The sequence below is a fragment of the Mediterranea massiliensis genome (assembly GCF_900128475.1).
Classification (GTDB): domain Bacteria; phylum Bacteroidota; class Bacteroidia; order Bacteroidales; family Bacteroidaceae; genus Bacteroides; species Bacteroides massiliensis_E.
In genome coordinates this window covers 379,333-397,867 of record NZ_LT635838.1, presented here as the reverse complement: position 1 = coordinate 397,867, position 18,535 = coordinate 379,333, and the positions used below count along the sequence as shown (strand labels likewise).

The 18,535-nt window shown below is 53.0% G+C and carries 12 protein-coding genes; 1 reads left to right on the top strand and 11 read right to left on the bottom strand.

The window, feature by feature from the left end:
- Positions 1-452 precede the first annotated feature (452 nt).
- The 8 genes from BQ7483_RS11605 to BQ7483_RS11570 form a co-directional block, all read right to left on the bottom strand.
- The gene (locus BQ7483_RS11605) at positions 453-1,466 is read right to left on the bottom strand and encodes a nucleotidyl transferase AbiEii/AbiGii toxin family protein (RefSeq protein ID WP_022019863.1); all 1,014 of its coding nucleotides are present in this window, start codon (positions 1,464-1,466) and stop codon (positions 453-455) included.
- Complete coding sequence (locus tag BQ7483_RS11600; protein WP_022019864.1) at positions 1,463-2,047, bottom strand: DUF6088 family protein; 585 nt, start codon at positions 2,045-2,047, stop codon at positions 1,463-1,465. The genes BQ7483_RS11605 and BQ7483_RS11600 overlap by 4 nt, the downstream gene beginning before the upstream one ends.
- A gap of 243 nt (positions 2,048-2,290) precedes the next feature.
- Positions 2,291-3,997 (bottom strand): acyl-CoA dehydrogenase family protein, encoded by a 1,707-nt coding sequence (locus BQ7483_RS11595; protein WP_072546011.1) that lies wholly within the window; start codon positions 3,995-3,997, stop codon positions 2,291-2,293.
- 5 nt (positions 3,998-4,002) lie between these two features.
- Positions 4,003-4,875, bottom strand: coding sequence for a toxin-antitoxin system YwqK family antitoxin (locus BQ7483_RS11590; RefSeq protein ID WP_072546010.1), 873 nt, complete (start codon positions 4,873-4,875; stop codon positions 4,003-4,005).
- Positions 4,876-4,895: 20 nt separating this feature from the next.
- Positions 4,896-5,915 (bottom strand): electron transfer flavoprotein subunit alpha/FixB family protein, encoded by a 1,020-nt coding sequence (locus BQ7483_RS11585; RefSeq protein WP_022021532.1) that lies wholly within the window; start codon positions 5,913-5,915, stop codon positions 4,896-4,898.
- A gap of 6 nt (positions 5,916-5,921) precedes the next feature.
- Positions 5,922-6,809, bottom strand: coding sequence for an electron transfer flavoprotein subunit beta/FixA family protein (locus BQ7483_RS11580; RefSeq protein ID WP_072546009.1), 888 nt, complete (start codon positions 6,807-6,809; stop codon positions 5,922-5,924).
- 280 nt (positions 6,810-7,089) lie between these two features.
- A complete protein-coding gene (locus tag BQ7483_RS11575) occupies positions 7,090-7,641 on the bottom strand; it encodes a DUF4251 domain-containing protein (protein ID WP_072546008.1) in 552 nt (183 codons plus the stop codon).
- Between the two features lie 216 nt (positions 7,642-7,857).
- Positions 7,858-9,048, bottom strand: a complete 1,191-nt coding sequence (locus BQ7483_RS11570) for a C1 family peptidase (RefSeq protein ID WP_022021529.1) — start codon at positions 9,046-9,048, stop codon at positions 7,858-7,860.
- Positions 9,049-9,187: 139 nt separating this feature from the next.
- Between BQ7483_RS11570 and BQ7483_RS11565 the strand changes: the two genes are divergently transcribed.
- Positions 9,188-10,036, top strand: coding sequence for a patatin-like phospholipase family protein (locus BQ7483_RS11565; RefSeq protein ID WP_072546007.1), 849 nt, complete (start codon positions 9,188-9,190; stop codon positions 10,034-10,036).
- A 518-nt stretch (positions 10,037-10,554) separates the two neighbouring features.
- Here the strand turns inward: BQ7483_RS11565 and BQ7483_RS11560 are convergent.
- The 3 genes from BQ7483_RS11560 to BQ7483_RS11550 form a co-directional block, all read right to left on the bottom strand.
- Positions 10,555-13,524 carry an AsmA family protein gene (locus BQ7483_RS11560; RefSeq protein ID WP_072546006.1) on the bottom strand — a complete coding sequence of 990 codons (2,970 nt, stop codon included), beginning with the start codon at positions 13,522-13,524 and terminating at the stop codon, positions 10,555-10,557.
- Between the two features lie 152 nt (positions 13,525-13,676).
- The gene (gene nifJ, locus BQ7483_RS11555; RefSeq protein WP_072546005.1) at positions 13,677-17,234 is read right to left on the bottom strand and encodes a pyruvate:ferredoxin (flavodoxin) oxidoreductase; all 3,558 of its coding nucleotides are present in this window, start codon (positions 17,232-17,234) and stop codon (positions 13,677-13,679) included.
- An 80-nt stretch (positions 17,235-17,314) separates the two neighbouring features.
- The gene (locus BQ7483_RS11550; protein WP_022021525.1) at positions 17,315-18,493 is read right to left on the bottom strand and encodes an ATP-binding protein; all 1,179 of its coding nucleotides are present in this window, start codon (positions 18,491-18,493) and stop codon (positions 17,315-17,317) included.
- Positions 18,494-18,535: the final 42 nt, after the last annotated feature.

The window sequence follows — 18,535 nt, the reverse complement described above, 5'->3', positions numbered from 1 at the left end:
AGTAATTATTATAAAACATGAAGCGTGGAACTGCAATGCCCACATCTAAAGTTGAGGTCCTGAGAAAACCCTGATACAAGTGTGGATAATAGCAGCCCACGCTATAGCGTGAGAACCACTATGCCGTCTTCTTGTATCAATTCGAAATTTCTCAGGTTTCAACTTTACAAGATAAGCATAACGCTTCTTCTATTTATTCTAAAATGTATTGGAGAAGGACACTTCCTTTTTCCGTTTGCAAAGATAAATATTTATTTTTATTACTTGTATTGTTTAAGCGAAATATTGTATGTCAGAGATTTAAATCAAACAAGAAGAGGCGGCCCAACTCTAATCAGTGAATCGCCTCTTTCATTCCTGTTGTATGGTCTTTGAGTAAAGTATCCAATACTTCGGGGTAAAGATTGAATATCTCCGTTTCGTTTATATCAACATTTATGTCTACCATGTCGTCAACGATTATTTTCCCACTTCAATGTTCTAAATCTGTCTTGCAAATTCTGCAATCGCTTCATAATCTCATCGAAAGAAGGCGCATCGGTATAGATGAAGCCGATTTGCATCTGCTTATAGTCGTCACGCAAAACATCTTCGATGCTTTCAGGAGGCAGGAACGATATTGTGTGTGGAAGATGACTCGTATAGTCCAATCCACTCCAGGCCGTGAACTTTTTACGATGAGTCACAATGTCCTCGTATAATTGTACATTCTGCATTGCTTCCATAGCAAACGGTTTATCCATCATCTTTACAATGTCATACATGTGTCGTGTGATACGTTCGATATGCGTACAGCCATTGGGACGGTTAAACTCTTCATGCAAAAGAAAAACCTTTTCCAGGAATGTTCGTCCCGGCACTACGGTAGGAACAGTGAATATAGGTAATGAAAATTCTTCATCTGGATAAGCCTCTTCTATCATAGAACGCATTTCCACATCTTCTGACGGCTCCATGAGTGAACGGCAACTTATCTCAACTTTGACTCGCTCGGGTATATATTGCATTTTCGTTTGCAGCACTGAATTATATTCGACAAACAGGACTACAGGGTCAAGGTCACTGACAGATGTCTCCAGAACTATGACCTTACAGCTCTCTGATAGCCCAAACTCTTTTAATCTGTTCTCAACATCGAGCGCAAAAATGCCATCTATGAATTTCTTGGAGTCTTTCCGTAACTTAGTCCGTTGACTTTTAGTCTCAATATTTGTGAAGCCGAGATATTGGGGATCTATTGCAAGGTCAATATCTTCTGAAAACCGTTCTATTAATCCCCAACCTTTGCTAAGGCTTGTTCCTCCCTTGAAAACAAAAGCTGCTGCATACGGCAAAGAAAATATGGCACGTAACACCATACTGACCCAATAGTCCTTTTCTACGGCATTGTCCACAATACCTTTATCTTCGGCTACATTAGCCAAAATGGTAAGTTGTTCTTCTTTTGTAAGCTTAGTAAAATTCATAATGCAAGCCTTTGTTTAATCCATTGCGGGGCAATGCTGTAATCGTATTTGATCTCATCAGGACTACCATATTTTTCAATGGCTTGTTTTATGATGGCAACCTGTTCATCTGTTACGTTATCTTTCCCTAATTCTTTCATGGCAGCGACTATAAGTGGGAACAAGTCTGTCTTGTAGGCAAAATTGCGAGGTGCGCTGCGCTTGAATATGATTTTACGGTTTCCGATAGTAAGTTCCCTTGCTGTGGCATCTGTCAAATAGACTGCATTCATCGTGACCTGTGTGGAAAGTCCCAATTTGTTCAATGCTGTCAATCCACTAGGTATAATACGAGCCTTATCCTTTTCCGCTATGGCGTATGCGATATCTTCTATAGAGGGACGAAGTACACCGAACTTATTCCGTAATGGATATAAATATAGACCTTGAGAAAGACGAATGAGCACACTCTCTTTCTCTAATCGGGAAAGCGCACGAGTGACTAGCCCATCATTATTCAGATGGGCAAAATCACTCACCATATAAAGTCTGTTCGGTCCGTTTCGGTCTATGATGTTTCGTATTTCCTTTGTCAGTATCATCTTTATATCCACAATGATTCTAGTTGCAAAGATACGATATAGCTCTTGATGTAGCAATAAAATGTCCGAAATTCTTGAAGAATATCGGACATTGTAGAGCGCTTTGCGGCTTGATATCTCAATTTGTGCAGATGTTATCTGCACAAATTCTGCATTCAGATGTAGGTGTTTAAAATCAAACAAGAAGAGGCGGTTCAACTCTAATCAGTGAACCGCCTCTTTCCATTATTTACGTAAAGTCAATTACTTGCGATAGCTTTCCAGCTCTTCGGCCTTGAACTTGCGGATGAAGTTGAAGTGCTTCTCCACTTCGGCTTCAGCGTAGTTGACATAAACTTGTGCTGACTGGGCGAAGAGTTCGGGAGCCTTGGTAGCGTCCTGGATGATGAGCTGTGACATCACGCAGTCGGCAGCCATCTCGTAGAGGCGGCGTGCGGTGAAGTCGAGCAGTTCCTGATTCTGGGCTTCCTTCACGGCGTTGGTGCAGGCTTCCAGCTTGTTGGTCATCTCTTTAACGCGGTCCATCAGCGGCTGCATGGCTTCGCTGCACGGGATTTGTTCGTACTCGCGCAGGATGGAAGCATAAGTGCCGTTCGTCACGTAGCGGATGGCGGCCACCGTCTGCAGCTGGGTAGTACCTTCGTAGATGCTGGTGATGCGGGCGTCGCGGTAGATGCGCTGGCAGGCATACTCCATCATGAAGCCCGAACCGCCGTGAATCTGGATACAGTCGTAGGCGTTCTGGTTGGCATATTCGGAGTTCATACCCTTGGCCAGCGGTGTGAAGGCGTCGGCCATCTTGGCGAAGCGTTTCTGCTCCTGACGTTCTTCGGGCGTCAGCTTGCGTTCGCGGGCGATGTCGTCCAGTGCCTTGTAGATGTCGACGTAGCGCGAAGTCTGGTAGAGCAGCGAGCGGCCGGCGTCGAGCTTGGCCTTCATCGTAGCCAGCATGTCGTAAACGGCGGGGAACTCGATGATGGCCTTGCCGAACTGCTTGCGGTCTTTGGCATAGGCCAGACCTTCGTTGTAGGCTGCCTGGCTGAGGCCGACAGACTGGGCGGCGATACCCAGACGGGCACCGTTCATCAGTGCCATCACATATTTGATCAGACCCAGCTTGCGGTCACCGCAAAGTTCGGCCTTGGCGTTCTTGTAAACCAATTCGCAGGTGGGTGAACCGTGGATACCGAGCTTGTTCTCGATGCGGCGTACGTCCACACCGCCGTCGCGCTTGTCGTAGATGAACATGGAGAGGCCGCGGCCGTCGTGTGTGCCTTCTTCGGAGCGGGCCAGTACGAGGTGCAGGTCGGCGTCGCCGTTGGTGATGAATCGCTTCACACCGTTCAGGCGCCAGCACTGGTTGGCTTCGTCGTAGGTAGCTTTCAGCATGACGCTCTGCAGGTCGGAGCCGGCATCGGGCTCGGTCAGGTCCATAGACATGGTTTCACCGGCGCAGATGCGGGGAATGAAACGGCTGTGCTGGTCTTCGTTGCCGAATTCATACAGCGTCTCGATACAGTCCTGCAACGACCAGATGTTGCCGAAGCCGGCATCGGCCTGGGCCACAATCTCCGCACACATGGTGTAGGGAGTGATGGGGAAGTTGAGGCCACCGTAGCGGCGGGGCATGGTCATGCCGTTCAGGCCTGCCTTCACCATGGCGTCGAGGTTCTGCTTTGTGCCGCTGGCATATTCCACACGGCCGCCTCCGCAGTGCGGGCCTTCCTGGTCCACGCCTTCGGCATTGGCGGCAATCACTTCACCGGTAATCTCGCCGGTGATTTCCAATACTTTGTCGTATGAGTCCATGGCGTCGGCATAGTCCTGCGGCGCGTAATCATACTGGTCTTTGTCTGCATATCCGCGTTCCTTGAGCTCGCAGATACGCTCCATCAGCGGGTTGTTCAAGTGATACTTGAGTTCCGGATGTTCGCTATAAAAGTTTGCCATAATTGCTAAAATTTTGGTGTATATCTTGCAGGTGAAATGGAACACATTATGTCCTTGATAAAGAAAAGGGTCTGTGCAGGCTTTCCGTCTATCATGCCAGGATTGAAAGACTGGCTTTTCAAGACTGGCAAAACTTGTTCAAAACATTCTTCGTTAAATTTGGGATCATCTGTACGAAGAATATAAAGGCCTTTTACTTTCCCTTCATTATCAATCCAAATTCCGATATCGGCAGTTAACTTATATAATTTATTGTCAACCATATACTCCATCAGACCTTTAGAGAGCTTCATGTTGCGACTGATAACTTGAATCAATCCATTGATTCCGTCAGCATATTCAGCCCGCTTGTAGAAAGGTACAAATTCGAGCGGAGTACCTTCGGCAGACAAATAAGTACCACCTTGGGAAACATCATCCTTATAGATTTCTTGACGTTTGGTTTTTCCGTTCGGGTAGAATTGTTGCAATAGTCCGTTCAACATGCCATCCTTATATTGTCCTTGCGCCATTACACTGCCGTTTGGATAATAAAATATTGCTGCTCCATTCCGACGATTATTAGTGTAAAACACAAACAGGCTGTCCTGCGTACTGTTAGAAAACTTGTAGTGGGTTTCTCCATGCAATATGCGGGAAGAGGCTTGTTTCTTGAATCTATTGTATACGCTGCTTTGTGTAAGTATTCCGTCAACAGTATAAAAATATACTGTAGTTTTTCCCTTCCCTTCTTCGTGTACCAATGCGCATGAGGAGGCCTTGGCCTTTTTCTTGATAACATTCTGTTGTGCATCAAGGTAAAGGGTGTCCTGTTGTGCCTGTACCTGCATCGAAATACTTGCCAATGCGAAAGAAGATAGAAAGAAAAAACGTTTCATAACTGCAAGATGTATAATGGTTATTTACTATTCTTCTTATAATACTTAATCATTTTAGGAATTACCTCTTCCACCGTTCCATTGATGACATAGTCGGCGATGGCGTTGATGGGGGCATTCTCGTCGTTGTTGATGGAGATGATGATACCCGCATCCTGCATGCCGGCGATGTGCTGGATCTGGCCGGAGATACCGCAGGCGATGTACAGCTTGGGGTGAACCGTTACACCGGTCTGACCAATCTGACGGTCGTGGTCGGCAAAGCCGGCGTCGACGGCGGCACGGCTGGCACCTACCTCGGCGTGCAGTTCCTTGGCCAGTTCGAACAGCATGTCGAAGCCTTCCTTCGAGCCCATGCCATAACCGCCGGCCACTACGATGGGAGCGCCCTTCAGGTTGTGTTTGGCTTTCTCTACGTGGCGGTCGATGACCTTCACTACATAATCCGTTTCGGGCACGTACTTGGCCACGTCGTGACGGATTACTTCGCCCTGATAGTCGGGGTCGAGGATTTCTTTCTTCATCACGCCTTCGCGGACGGTAGCCATCTGCGGACGGTGTTCGGGATTGACGATGGTGGCCACAATGTTTCCGCCGAATGCGGGACGGATCTGGTAGAGCAGGTTCTCGTACGTCTTGCCGGCTTTCTTATCCTCGTGGCTGCCGATTTCCAGCTGCGTACAGTCGGCGGTCAGTCCACTGGTCAGGGCGGAAGATACGCGCGGGCCGAGGTCGCGGCCGATGACGGTGGCACCCATCAGACAGATCTGAGGCTTCTCTTCCTTGAACAGGTTGACAAGGATGGAAGTGTGGGGCAGGGAAGTATAGGGGAAGAGGCCCGGAGCGTCGAACACGTGTACTCGGTCTACGCCGAAGGGCAATACTTGTTCTTCTACACCTTTGAGGCCGGTGCCGGCGCAGATGGCTTCCAGCTGGCAGCCCAGTTCGTTGGCTAACTTGCGGCCTTTGGTCAAAAGTTCGAGACTGACGTCGGCAACATGGCAGCCGTCCATCTCACAATATACAAATACGTTGTTCATAATTCTTTATCCGATAGTGTGGTTAGCCAAAAGTTCTACAATCAGGTTCTCTACATCGGCATCGCTGCCTGTCAGGGTCTTGCTCTCCTTGGCCTGGAAGACGATGTTCTCAATCTTCTTCACCTTCGTGGGCGAGCCGCTGAGGCCGCATTGCTTGGTGTCGCCGTTGACGTCGGCCACGCTCCACTCCGTGATGTTCAGGTAGGGGCGTTGCTCGTAGAGTGAGGCATAGGGCAGGGGGGCACCGTCTTTGGTCAGGGCTGCTTTCTCCTGTCCGCCCATGGCGCGTTTGTACTTCTGCACCAGTTTGGCGTTGCGCGGGCGGCAGGGAGCGGCACTGCCGTTTACGGTGAGCACGATGGGCAGCGGGCCTTCTACGGTTTCTACGCCGCCGTCGATGTGGCGTTTCACGCGGATGCGGCCGTCCTTCACTTCTTCGATTTCTTCGACATAGGTCACTTGCGGCAGACCCAGCTTCTCGGCCACCTGCGGACCTACCTGTGCCGTGTCACCGTCGATGGCCTGGCGGCCGCCGATGATGATGTCATACTCGCCGATCTTGCGGATGGCCGTGGCCAGGGCATACGAGGTGGCCAGTGTGTCGGCACCGGCAAAGGCGCGGTCGGTCAGCAGATAGCCGCCGTCGGCTCCGCGATAAAGTCCTTCACGAATGATTTCGGCTGCGCGTCCCGGTCCCATGGTAAGCATGGTGACGGTAGAGCCCGGATGGGCGTCTTTCAGGCGGAGAGCCTGTTCCAGCGCGTTGAGGTCTTCCGGGTTGAAGATGGCCGGAAGGGCCGCACGGTTGATGGTACCGTCGGCGTTCATGGCATCCTTGCCCACACAGCGGGTGTCGGGCACTTGTTTTGCCAATACTACGATTTTCAAACTCATGATATTAAAAATTAGTATAAGTAATCTTTTTGATTAAGGTCAGCCGGATGGTCGGGCACGTGTTGTTGCCGTTAATATTCGGTTGGCTATCAGCGTGCAAATTTACGGAAAGTGTCGGTTTTGACAAGAAATCGAGGCAGAAAATGCACAAACTGAAAGAAAATGAGCAAACTGGGGCGTTCCTTTCAGGCAATAAATAAGCCCGTAGTCCCCTGTGACGGAGGGGTTGCGGGCCAAGGTCAAAAGAATAATTTATAACTGGTTTTGGATTTGTCCGGCATTAGATGGAGCGTCCCTTGAACACGCTGCTCTTCTGGAGCGGCACGATGACACCGTTGAGCGTCATGCGGTTGGAGTTGAAGTTAGGCGTGATGTAGACGGTCGCGTTGTTTCCGCCTTCGTAAAGTGTGATGTCCACGCGGGCCGAGATACCTGTGCCCAAGACGTTCATGGAAAGAGAGAGGTTACCTTTCTTGTCCTTCTTCAGGTCATATCCTGTAAACGTACCTTCTACCGTGACACCTCCCAGACCGTTGGGGCCACTAATGGGAATGTTGAAGGCTACCTGTACGACTGCGTGGTTGTCTTTCACCGATACGAAGTTGGTGTTGGAGTTTACGTAGGCCATTTGCCCGTATTTGAAGAGTACCTGGTCGGCTTCCAGCGTGAAGGCCCGGTCGTTGAGGGCTTGTACGGCTTCGGCATATTGCAGGCTGTCGATACGTTCCTGCAAGGCTTTTCTTTCTGCTTTGGTCAGTTCTTGTTCTTGTGCTGCGGCGCTTCCTGCCAGCATGAGCAGGAACATCGTCATCATGAATGCAATTTTTTTCATTGTTCGAATATTTAGTTTCCGACAGGCGGTATTGTCTGTCATCTGTAAATATAACAAAATTCGTGCCCTTTTATTGCTTCTTGCTTGATTAATAATGCTTAATGCCCTGATCATTTATAGATTATTAATACAAATGTTCCGAAACAAGAAAGCCAGCTGCCACTTTATGCATGGTGGCAGCCGGCTTTCAACCGGTATCCTTATGTTTTCTCTTTTTTATTTGATGCCCAGCTTGGCCTTGATTTCAGCAGGCACGGCATCCTTGTGTACCAGGATGTTCATCGTCTTGTAGGCAACGAAAGCTTTCGATGCATACCAGATGCCTTTGTACTTGCCGCTCAGGCCCCAGGAGTTCTTCACCATGAAGTATTCCTTGCCGTTCTGGTCTTTGGCGATGCCGTAGATCACCATGCCGTGGTCGTCGGTCGTCTCCCAGTTGTCGAAGGCCGTCTGGCGCATTTCCTGCGTCACTTCCACTTCGGGCAGGGGGCGTGAAGTCAGCTCCTTGCGCTTGTCCGTAGCGGTCAGACCTGTCCAGCGGGCCATGTCGCTGCCCGTCAGTTCGGCACCGCGGGCTGCGTCGGGCATCACGGCGATACCGTCGCGGGTGAAGCCCTGCTCGCTCACGTCGCTACCCCAGGCGAAGGTGTAGCCGGTGCGGATGGCGTTGTCCATTACGGCCATCAGTTCGTCGATGGGCAGGTTGTAGGACAGGCCGTTGCGCCAGTTGTCCTGGATTTCGAGAGCAAACTGGGTGTAGAACGGATGGTGTGTGTACGAAGTCAGCGAAACATAGTCGTCGGGGTTGATGCCCAGGCTTTCGGCGAAGCTCTTCGGCGTATATTCCTTGCCCTGGTAGGTGAAGGTTTCGGGGCATTTGCCCAAATAGGTGTCATAGATGGCACTGACGCCGTTCTTCCATACGGGGGTTAGCTTGCTGAAGTTGCTCTTGCCGATGGCTTTCACGTAGGCGCCGGCTACGGCGTCCAGTTCGTTGTGTACGGGCAGGGTGTCGCCGTACATGATGCCCGGCATGGCTTCCTGCGGTACGAGGCCGTAGTTCTTCATGCAGTACATGATGTCGTAGAAGCTTCCGCCCGGTGAGAAGGAAGCGTCGCCGTGGTAGCGCACGTAGTTGACGGCGCGGTCTACCATCGTGTGGTGTACGACGAACATCTCGGACAGGTCGTAAGTGCCTTTGCCCAGACGCAGCAGTTCACTCTCGAGGAAGCCGAGGCTGGAGAAGCTCCAGCACGTGCTCGAGCGGTTCTGGTTCTTGATACTGGTGATGGGGTTCTCCTTAACGGTTGTGAACACGAAACCCTCTTCCTTGGGTTCGGTCTTCTTCTTGGCCGACATGTCGAGGGCCAGCAGGGCCAATGCGGCGATGAGGATGGTTTTTTTCATCATGATTAAATTATTAAGAATATTCTATTGCTGGCGGCAAAGATAATGTTTTTCTTCTGAAACGCATCCTGTCTCCCTGAAAAGATAGTGGGAATATGGAGAAGAAAAGCTATCTTTGGGCTTCAAATCGAGGTGGAATATGGAGAAAAAGATACAGATTGACGCCCGGACGGCCCTCGTGCTCGAGGGCGGAGGCATGCGGGGTGTGTTTACCTGCGGCGTGCTGGACAGCTTTATGGACCGCGGCATCCGCTTTCCTTACGTCATCGGGGTGAGCGCCGGGGCCTGCAACGGTCTGTCCTACATGTCGGGGCAGCGCGGGAGGGCCCGCTACAGCAACATCGAGATGTTGGAAAAATACCACTACATAGGCTTGAAATATCTGTGGACGCAGCACAACATCATGGATTTCGACCTGCTCTTCCATGAGTTCCCCGAGCATCTGGTACCTTACGACTACGAGGCCTATTTCAACAATCCGGCCCGCTACGTCATGGTGACGACCAACTGCCTGACGGGCGAGGCCAACTACCTGGAGGAGAAGCGCAGCAAGGAGCGGGTGGTGGGCATTGCGCGTGCGTCGAGCAGCTTGCCTTTCGTGTGCCCCATCGCGCGAGTGGACGGCGTACCGATGCTGGACGGCGGCATTGTGGACAGCATTCCGCTGGCGCATGCGCTGGCCGACGGCTGTACGAAGGCTGTCGTGGTGCTGACCCGCAACCTGGGCTATCGCAAGAAAATCCAGGGAACGCGCGTCCCTGCCTTTGTCTACAGGAAGTACCCCCTCCTGCAGCAGGCCATCAACCGTCGCAGCGTGGTTTATAACGGGCAGCTGGACCTGGTGGAGCGGCTCGAGGCGGAGGGGCAGGCGGTCGTCATCCGTCCCCAACAGCCCGTGCAGGTGGACCGCATCGAGCGCGATGTGCACAAGCTGACGGCGCTTTACGACGAAGGTTACCGTTGTGGCATGGAGCTGGAGTGCCTCTGAACGCGGCAGGGCTCATTTGTCATTTTGACACTTTGTCTTTTCTGTCGCCTGAGAATCGCTTGTTTCGGGCCGAAGGCGGGTGTGGGCGGAAAGAACGGAGTGATTTTCTGCAATCCGCTCATGGATAGTGTGATAGCGAAATCTTGACAGTTGAAATAGAAGAAAAAGAAGGGAAAAACTGGTTCATCAGACGTCTTTTCTGATAAATAACGGAGGTGGAGCGGCAGGAATTGCACTTTCTGACGACAGAATGCCTTGTTTTTGGCGGGAAGATGCCCACATTTTGCCTGTTGCATGCCTGCTTCTGGATGCAGGAAAGCAATGTTTTAGGGCAGAAAAAGCAATGTTTTCTTCCGCAAGATAGGATGTTGGGACGCTGGAGCGGCGCTGCTTGCCGCTTTCTGGTGGGAGGGCGTGTAAGCGGAAACTGCTGATTTCAGTATGTTTTGTAAGCGGGGCAGGGAGAACGGTGTCATTCTGTCCGTGTGCAAACGGCGTTCTTCCTGCCCCGCTGAGGGTTACTTCCGCTGCATTACCCGTCGGAAGTCCTTGACTATCTGCTCGCCCATGTTGACGATGGTGCTGTCTACCTTGCGTATCTCGACCGGCGTGACGGCGTCCTTGTACTTCGCTTTGCCCATGCCGAACTTCATCTTGTCCAGATTGCCCCGTATGTTCAGTCCCAGTTTGAAGGGGATGGGCGACTTCAGGATGGAGATGTGGTAGTCGAAATTCATGTCGAGGTCCTGCGTGCCTCCCACGGCCGCGCGGTAGCGGTCCATCTCGATGACGAAAGGATAAACGGTGACATTGCCGTCCTTCACGCTGATATTCACCGAGATGCTGTCTATCATGTTCTTTTCCTTGTTCTTGAAGAAGAATTTCTTGGAGATTTCCGCAAAGGTTTCTCCGTCCATCAGCACGAGGCTGTCGCCCTTGATGTGGATGGCCGAACGCAGCGACGGGATCTTGATGTTGAGGCAGGAGTCGAGGCGCGTTTCTGCCGTCACGTTGAAGTCTACCCTCCCCTGGAAGGAGCGGAGCATGGGCACGATGCTGTCCAGCGAGGGGGCAAAGTCTACCAGCTTGGCGATGTTGATGTTGTGCAGGCGGAAGTCGAAGCCGGCATATCCGCGGCTGCGCTGGCTGGCCTGGTAGATGAGGGTGGTGCGCATCTCGGCATCCATCCCGCGCATGGACAGCTCCTTGAGGTGCACGGCCTGGTTGCGCACGTCTATGTCGCCGCGTACGTCCTCGAACAGCATCTTGCCGTAGCACACGCGGCGCAGGCGGGTGGTCAGTTCGAAGTCCACGTTCTTGGGGACGACGAACAGCTGCAGGTTGGTGGAGGTCGTGTCTGCCTCGGCCTGCAAGGTGTCGGTGGGGAACGAGAGCGAGCGGATCAGTTGGTTGCAGTTCAGGTTGTTCGACGTCAGCTCCAGCTTGGCCCGAAGGGGCTTGTGACGGTGCATGGCGCCGTAGAGGTCGTAGACGGCTCCCGTGGCCGTCAGGTCTGAACGTCCGATGCGCATCGTGGCGTTGCGCAGGCTAATGGTGCGGTTGCCCACGGTGAGCGACGTTTTCTGCAGGCGGATGGGCAGGGCACACATTGGCGTGGACACTCTCATGCGGTTAAAGCCTACGATGCCTTTGGGGATCCAGAAGGAGTCGCGCATCTGTTCGGCCGTCACGGCGATGCCGGCCTTATCCATTCCCAGCTTGGTGTCGCCCATGCGGCAGAACAGGGTGTCGGCTTTCAGTGCTAGGCCCACCTTGGGACGGGCCGGATTGCGGTCACCCGGCTCCAGCTTGATCGTGCCGGTCGACCGTCCGCAGAAGATGCCCAGCGAGTCGGCCAGCCGTGCTTTCAGCCGGTTCATCTCCAGCTTGCACTCCACGTTGGCGATGCGGGTAGTGTCCTGCGGATTGGTACTCTTGATGGTGGCATTGAAGCTTTGGAGGGCCGACTCCAGTCCGGGGGCGCGCAGGTTCATGTCCTTTATCTGGATGCGGGCGCCCAGTCTGTCATTGCCGATAAAGGCCAGCGAGGTGTTGCTGGTAAATTCGAAGTTGCGGAGGCTGTTTTTCAGCATCAGCCCGTCGGTCGAGAGTTTTCCGCCTATCTTGATGCGTCCCAAATCTTTGTTCTTCAACGATGACAGGCGGCAGCGCAAGCGGACGTCGGCATCCATTTTGCCCTGTATGCTGATGCCTTTTTGCAAGGGGAAGGCTTGTGCCAGTGTGGTCAGGTCGACGGTGGAACGGGTGTGGAAGCTGATGTCGGGGTCGCCCAGCAGGTCGTCCACGCGGGCGTCGGCCAGGATGTCGGTATGGGCGCCCTTGAAGTGCAAGATTTTCAGGTCGGCGTAGGAGGGCTGTTTTTTCATCAGGTCGACCTGCCCGAAGAAATCGGCGGTTATTTCATCGATGCCGTAAGGCATTCCCTTGTAGTGGGCCGAGGCCTGGTTGATGTTCACCGTCAGCGTGGCCAGGGGCATGCGTCGTTTGCCGTAAAGGCCTTTCAGCGTACCGTTGACGGTGACCTCGCCCTGGGCGTCGAGGCTTTCTTTCTTGAGGATGCTCTTGGGGATGAGGCCGATGACCGTCTCCAGTGAGGGAGCGTGCAGGCTGTATTGTAGGTCGATGTCGGCCGCGCGCTCTACGGTGTCGCGTCGCAGGGTGCCTTTCAGGTCAAGTTCCAGTCCGTTGACGTCCAGCAGGGCGTTGTTCAGGGTCAGGGTTCGTTTGCGGCGGTCCAGTTCCAGGTCGGTCTGCAGGCGGGTGGATACACGGTTCACGAGCAGTTCGCCATCTTGCCAGAAGAGGATGTTGCGGTTGCTGAAATCCACTTTCAGCAGGGAGTGTCCCCGTTGCAGGCGGGCTTGCAGGCCGAGGTTGGCATCCCATAGGTTGGCGAAGACACGTGCCTGGCGGTCGTCGAAGGTGACGATGGCATGGCGGAGGGCCACACGCCGGATGTCTATTCCGCCGGGAGCCAGACGGGTGGTGTCAGTGGTGGCCGTATCGGCCGGGGTAGTCGTTGTAGTGTTGGGCAGGATGTCCCAGTTGGCACGGCCCTCCTTGTCGATGTGGGCGTAGACACGTGCGCTGTCCACCGTCAGTCGGTAGACGGTTATTTTCTTTTGGGTCAGATAGTCGATAGGGTTGACTACCAATACAGCCTTTTTGAAGGATACCAACGTGTCGCGGCGTTGCCACAGGGTGTCGCGCAGGGCTTTCGAAACCAGGGTACCGTCCTTCACTCTCAGCCCGAAGCGGGGGAAGGTGGAGAAGAATGTCAAGTCTACGCTGCCCAGCTCCACGCGGGCATTGAGGCTGCGGTTGGCGGTTTGTACCACGACGGGCGTCAGCTTTTCGGGCGTAAACACAAAGTGTATGGCCAGTGCAATGGCAGCTGCCAGGAGGATGATGAGGCAGCCGAGGCTGATGCCGGTTATCTTCAGTGTTTTTTTGACTTTCTTGTTCATGTTGTACTCCTTTATTTGCAGGTAAAGGTACTAAGAAAATTTTTACTTGTGCTTCACGCAGCCCTCTTTTTCATTCGTTATGATATGAAAAAGCCCCTGTTCAGGAGTGTGTCTCCTGACAGGGGCTTTCTTATAGAACGGGAATTTCTTGCTTATTCAGCAACCTCGGCTCCCCAGTTTTCGCGGGCCAGACGCTTGTAGCTGTTGTAACGCCACTTAGCATTGTCCTCGGCAGCCTGGAAGAGCTGTTCGGCTTCAGCAGGATATTGCTTCATTACCGATGCATAACGAACCTCACCCTTCAGGAAGTCCTTGAAGCCTTCCCATTCGGGTTCCTTGCTGTCCAACGTGAACGGGTTCTTGCCTTCAGCTTCCAAAGCCGGGTTGTAACGCCACAAGTGCCAGTAACCACACTTAACGGCTTTTTCTTCCTCAGCTTGGCTCTTACCCATACCAGCCTTCAGACCGTGGTTGATACACGGAGCGTAAGCGATGATGAGTGACGGACCGGGATAAGCTTCAGCTTCGCGCAGGGCCTTCAATGTCTGAGCCTGGTCAGCGCCCATGGCGATTTGAGCCACGTAAACGTAACCGTAAGTAGTGGCCATCAAACCGAGGTCTTTCTTACGTACGCGCTTGCCGGCTGCGGCAAACTTGGCGATAGCACCCATCGGAGTAGCCTTGGAAGACTGACCGCCGGTGTTGGAGTAAACCTCCGTATCGAGCACGAGGATGTTGACATCCTTGCCGCTGGCGATTACATGGTCGAGGCCACCGTAACCGATATCGTAAGAAGCACCGTCGCCACCAATGATCCACTGGCTGCGCTTAACGATGTATTGCTTCAGACCATAAATGCCGTTGCAGATCGGACACTTGTCCTTGGCAGCTTCGAGCATCGGAACGATGCGTTCGTAGATGTCTTTTGTCTTGTCAGCATCGAGGCTGTTGTCCAACCATTCCTGGAAGATTGCCTTGTATTCGGCCGGAGTAGATTCGCTTTCGATACCTTCCTTCATCAGTTTGGCAATGCGTTCGCGCATCTTCTCGTTGGCCAGTTCCATACCCAGACCGAATTCGCAGAAGTCCTCGAACAGGGAGTTAGCCCAAGCAGGACCGTGACCCTTCTCGTTCTTGGTGTAAGGAGTAGAAGGAACAGAACCGGAGTAGATGGACGAACATCCAGTTGCGTTGGCTACCATTTCGCGGTCGCCGAAGAGCTGAGAAATCAGTTTCACGTACGGAGTTTCGCCGCAACCCGAGCAAGCGCCCGAGAACTCGAACAACGGAGTAGCGAACTGAGAGTTCTTCACGTTGGCCTTGATGTCTACCAGGTGCTGTTTGCTCTTTACGTTTTCTACGCAGTAAGTCCAGTTGGCAGCTTCGCCCATCTGGCTTTCCAGGTGAACCATCGACAGAGCCTTGCCACCCTTCTTCGGGTTGCCCGGACATACGTCAACGCAGTTGCCGCAACCCAGACAGTCGAGTACGTCTACCTGCATGCGGAAGGTCATGCCGTCGAATACCTTTCCTACGGCCTTCAGCTGAGTGAAGTTGGCACCCTTCTGCTCCTCGGCGTCGAGAATAAACGGACGGATGGCAGCGTGAGGACAAACGTAAGCACACTTGTTACACTGGATACAGTTCTCGGCATTCCAAGTCGGAACGAAGGCAGCTACGCCACGTTTCTCATACTTGGCAGTACCTTGTTCCCAAGTACCGTCTTCGATACCCTTGAAGGCAGATACCGGCAGCAGGTCGCCGTCCTGAGCGTTGATGGGACGAACCACTTCGTTGATGAAAGCGGGGTCGTTGTTGGCCACCTTTTCGTCGTCGGGCAGGTTGGCCCATGCGGGATCAACGGTGAGCTGCTTGTATTCGCCACCGCGGTCAACGGCAGCATAGTTCTTGTTCACTACGTCTTCACCCTTCTTACCATAAGACTTCACGATGAACTTCTTCATCTGCTCTACAGCCAGGTCAACGGGGATAACGCCCGTGATGCGGAAGAAGGCCGACTGCAGGATGGTGTTGGTGCGGTTGCCCAGACCGATTTCCTGTGCAATTTGAGTAGCATTGATGTAGTAAACGGTGATGTTGTTCTGTGCGAAATATTTCTTCACCTTGTTCGGCAGGTTCTTTGCCAGTTCTTCGCCTTCCCAGATGGTGTTGAGCAGGAACGAACCGTTCTTGCGCAGACCGCGGGTTACATCGTACATGTGCAGGTAAGCCTGTACGTGGCAAGCTACGAAGTTAGGTGTATTTACCAAGTAAGTGGAGCGGATAGGTGTGTCACCGAAACGCAGGTGAGAACAAGTGAAACCGCCCGACTTCTTGGAGTCGTAAGAGAAGTATGCCTGGCAGTGCTTGTCGGTATTGTCACCGATAATCTTCACGGAGTTCTTGTTGGCACCAACTGTACCATCGGCACCCAGACCGTAGAACTTGGCCTCGAACATGCCTTCGCCACCTACGGCGATTTCGGGCTCCTGAGGCAGAGAAGTGAAGGTAACGTCGTCTACGATACCGATAGTGAAGTGGTTCTTCGGAGTCGGCAGTGACAGGTTGTCATATACGGCAAAGATTTGTGCCGGAGTGGTGTCTTTCGAACCCAGACCGTAGCGGCCGCCAACGATGAGCGGGGCATTTTCCTGTCCGTAGAAGCAGTCCTTGACGTCCATGTAGAGCGGTTCGCCATTGGCACCCGGTTCCTTGGTACGGTCGAGTACGGCAATGCGCTTGGCTGTCTTGGGCACAGCTGCCAGGAAGTGCTTGGCAGAGAACGGACGGTAGAGGTGAACAGCTACCAGACCGACCTTTTCGCCCTTGGCGCGCAGGTAGTCGATCACTTCGCGGATGGCTTCTGTTACAGAGCCCATAGCGATGATGACGCGTTCTGCTTCGGGGTCGCCGTAGTAGTCGAACAGACCGTAGTTGCGGCCGGTGATTTCGCTGATCTTCTTCATGTAGTCTTCCACGATTTCAGGAACGGCGTCATAGAAGCGGTTGCAGGATTCGCGGTGCTGGAAGAAGTGGTCAGGGTTTTCGGCCATACCACGTGCAACCGGAGTCATGGGGTTCATGGCGCGGCTGCGGAATTCGGCCAGAGCTTCCTGGTCGATCAGCGGAGCGAGGTCTTCGTTGTCCAGCTTCTCAATCTTCTGGATTTCGTGAGAGGTGCGGAAGCCGTCGAAGAAGTTGATGAACGGCACGCGTGCCTTCAGGGTAGCCAGGTGGGCAACACCGGCGAGGTCCATCACTTCCTGTACAGAGCCTTCGGCCAGCATGGCGAAGCCTGTCTGGCGGCAGGACATTACATCCTGATGGTCGCCGAAGATACACAGGGCGTGGCTGGCCAGTGTACGTGCGGATACGTGGAATACGCAGGGCAGGTTTTCACCGGCAATCTTGTACATGTTGGGGATCATCAGCAGCAGACCCTGAGAAGCAGTGTAGGTGGTAGTCAGCGCACCTGCCTGCAGAGAGCCGTGTACGGCACCGGCGGCACCGGCTTCCGACTGCATTTCCTGAACCAATACTGTTTCGCCGAAGATGTTCTTGCGACCTGCGGCAGCCCATTCGTCCACGTGTTCAGCCATCGTAGACGACGGGGTGATGGGGTAGATGGCTGCCACCTCGGAGAACATGTACGAGATGTGGGCAGCGGCTTCGTTACCATCACAAGTGATGAATTTTTTCTGTTTAGTCATAACTAAATGAGTTTATAAAGTAAAAAATCTTTTGTTTATATTGTATCCTTTCGTTTCATTGTCTTCGTGCCCCGCCTTTCTCAGTACAGGAAACCGAACAGCCACAGGGGAATCTGATTGTCGCGTCCGATATCCATCTTGTGCATGGCGTAGGTCATGCCAATACTGTTCTTCACCTTGGTGCCTTCGGGGCAGATGCGGAAGGCGCGGTGTCCGTCTACCATGAACGGGATGTTCTTGTCGCCCCGGCTCACCTTGTGGTCCTTCCACAGGGTGTTGACGAAGAAGGTGTCGAGCACGTCCTGCTCTTCGACCTTGACGGGGTAGATGGAGTACATCAGGTTGGGGTTGTGCATCATGATCTTGGCCGGCTTCTTGGGAAATTCTTCCCCTACCGGATAGACCATGTTGATGAGGCGGGCGTCGGCCAGGTACTTGATGTAGTTCATCACCGTGGCGCGCGAGGTTTCTATATCATGGGCCAGCTGGCTGACGTTGGGGGCCTTGGGGCCGTCTACCGCCAGCAGGTAGAGCAGTTTCTTGATTTTCGAGAGGTATTTCAGTTCGATCTGCTTGATGAGGAGGATGTCCACTTCCACCATCATGTTCATGGTCTTGAGCAGGTTTTCGGAAAAGTTGCGTTTTTCGAGGAAGAAGGGATAGAAGCCATGGTGGATGTAGTCCTGGAAGTAGTCCAGCGGATGCACCTTGGCCAGTATGCCTTTGGCTATCTGTTCGTGGTTGTGGAGGATTTCGTCCAGCGTGTAGGCATGGAACTTCATGCCCGTCTGCAGGTTGAGGAATTCGCGGAAGGAGAAGCCGCGGAGGTTGTAGCTCTTCACGATGTCGCGCAGCTCGAGGTTTTCTTCCTTCAGCCGCATGACCGACGAGCCGGTGAAGACTATTTTCAGATTGGGGAAGCGGTCGTAGCACATGCGCAGCTCCTGGCTCCAGTTGGGGAACTTGAACACCTGGTCGATGAGCAGCACTTTGCCGCCGCGGCGCTGGAATTCGTTGGCAAACTCGACGATGCCGTGCCCCGAGAAGTAGAAGTTGTTCATGTTGATGAAGAGGCAGGAGCGGTCGGTGCCGAATTTTTCCTTGGCATATTGGAGCAGGAAGGTTGTCTTGCCCACGCCACGGGTGCCCTTGATGCCGATGAGCCGGTCGCTCCAGTCAATCTCGTCCATGAGGTCGCGGCGTACCGGGGCATTGGTATGCTCCACAAGATAGGCGTGTGTGCGGTAGAATGCTTCCATGTTATAGTCTCCTTATCAGGGCACAAAGATATATCTTTTTTA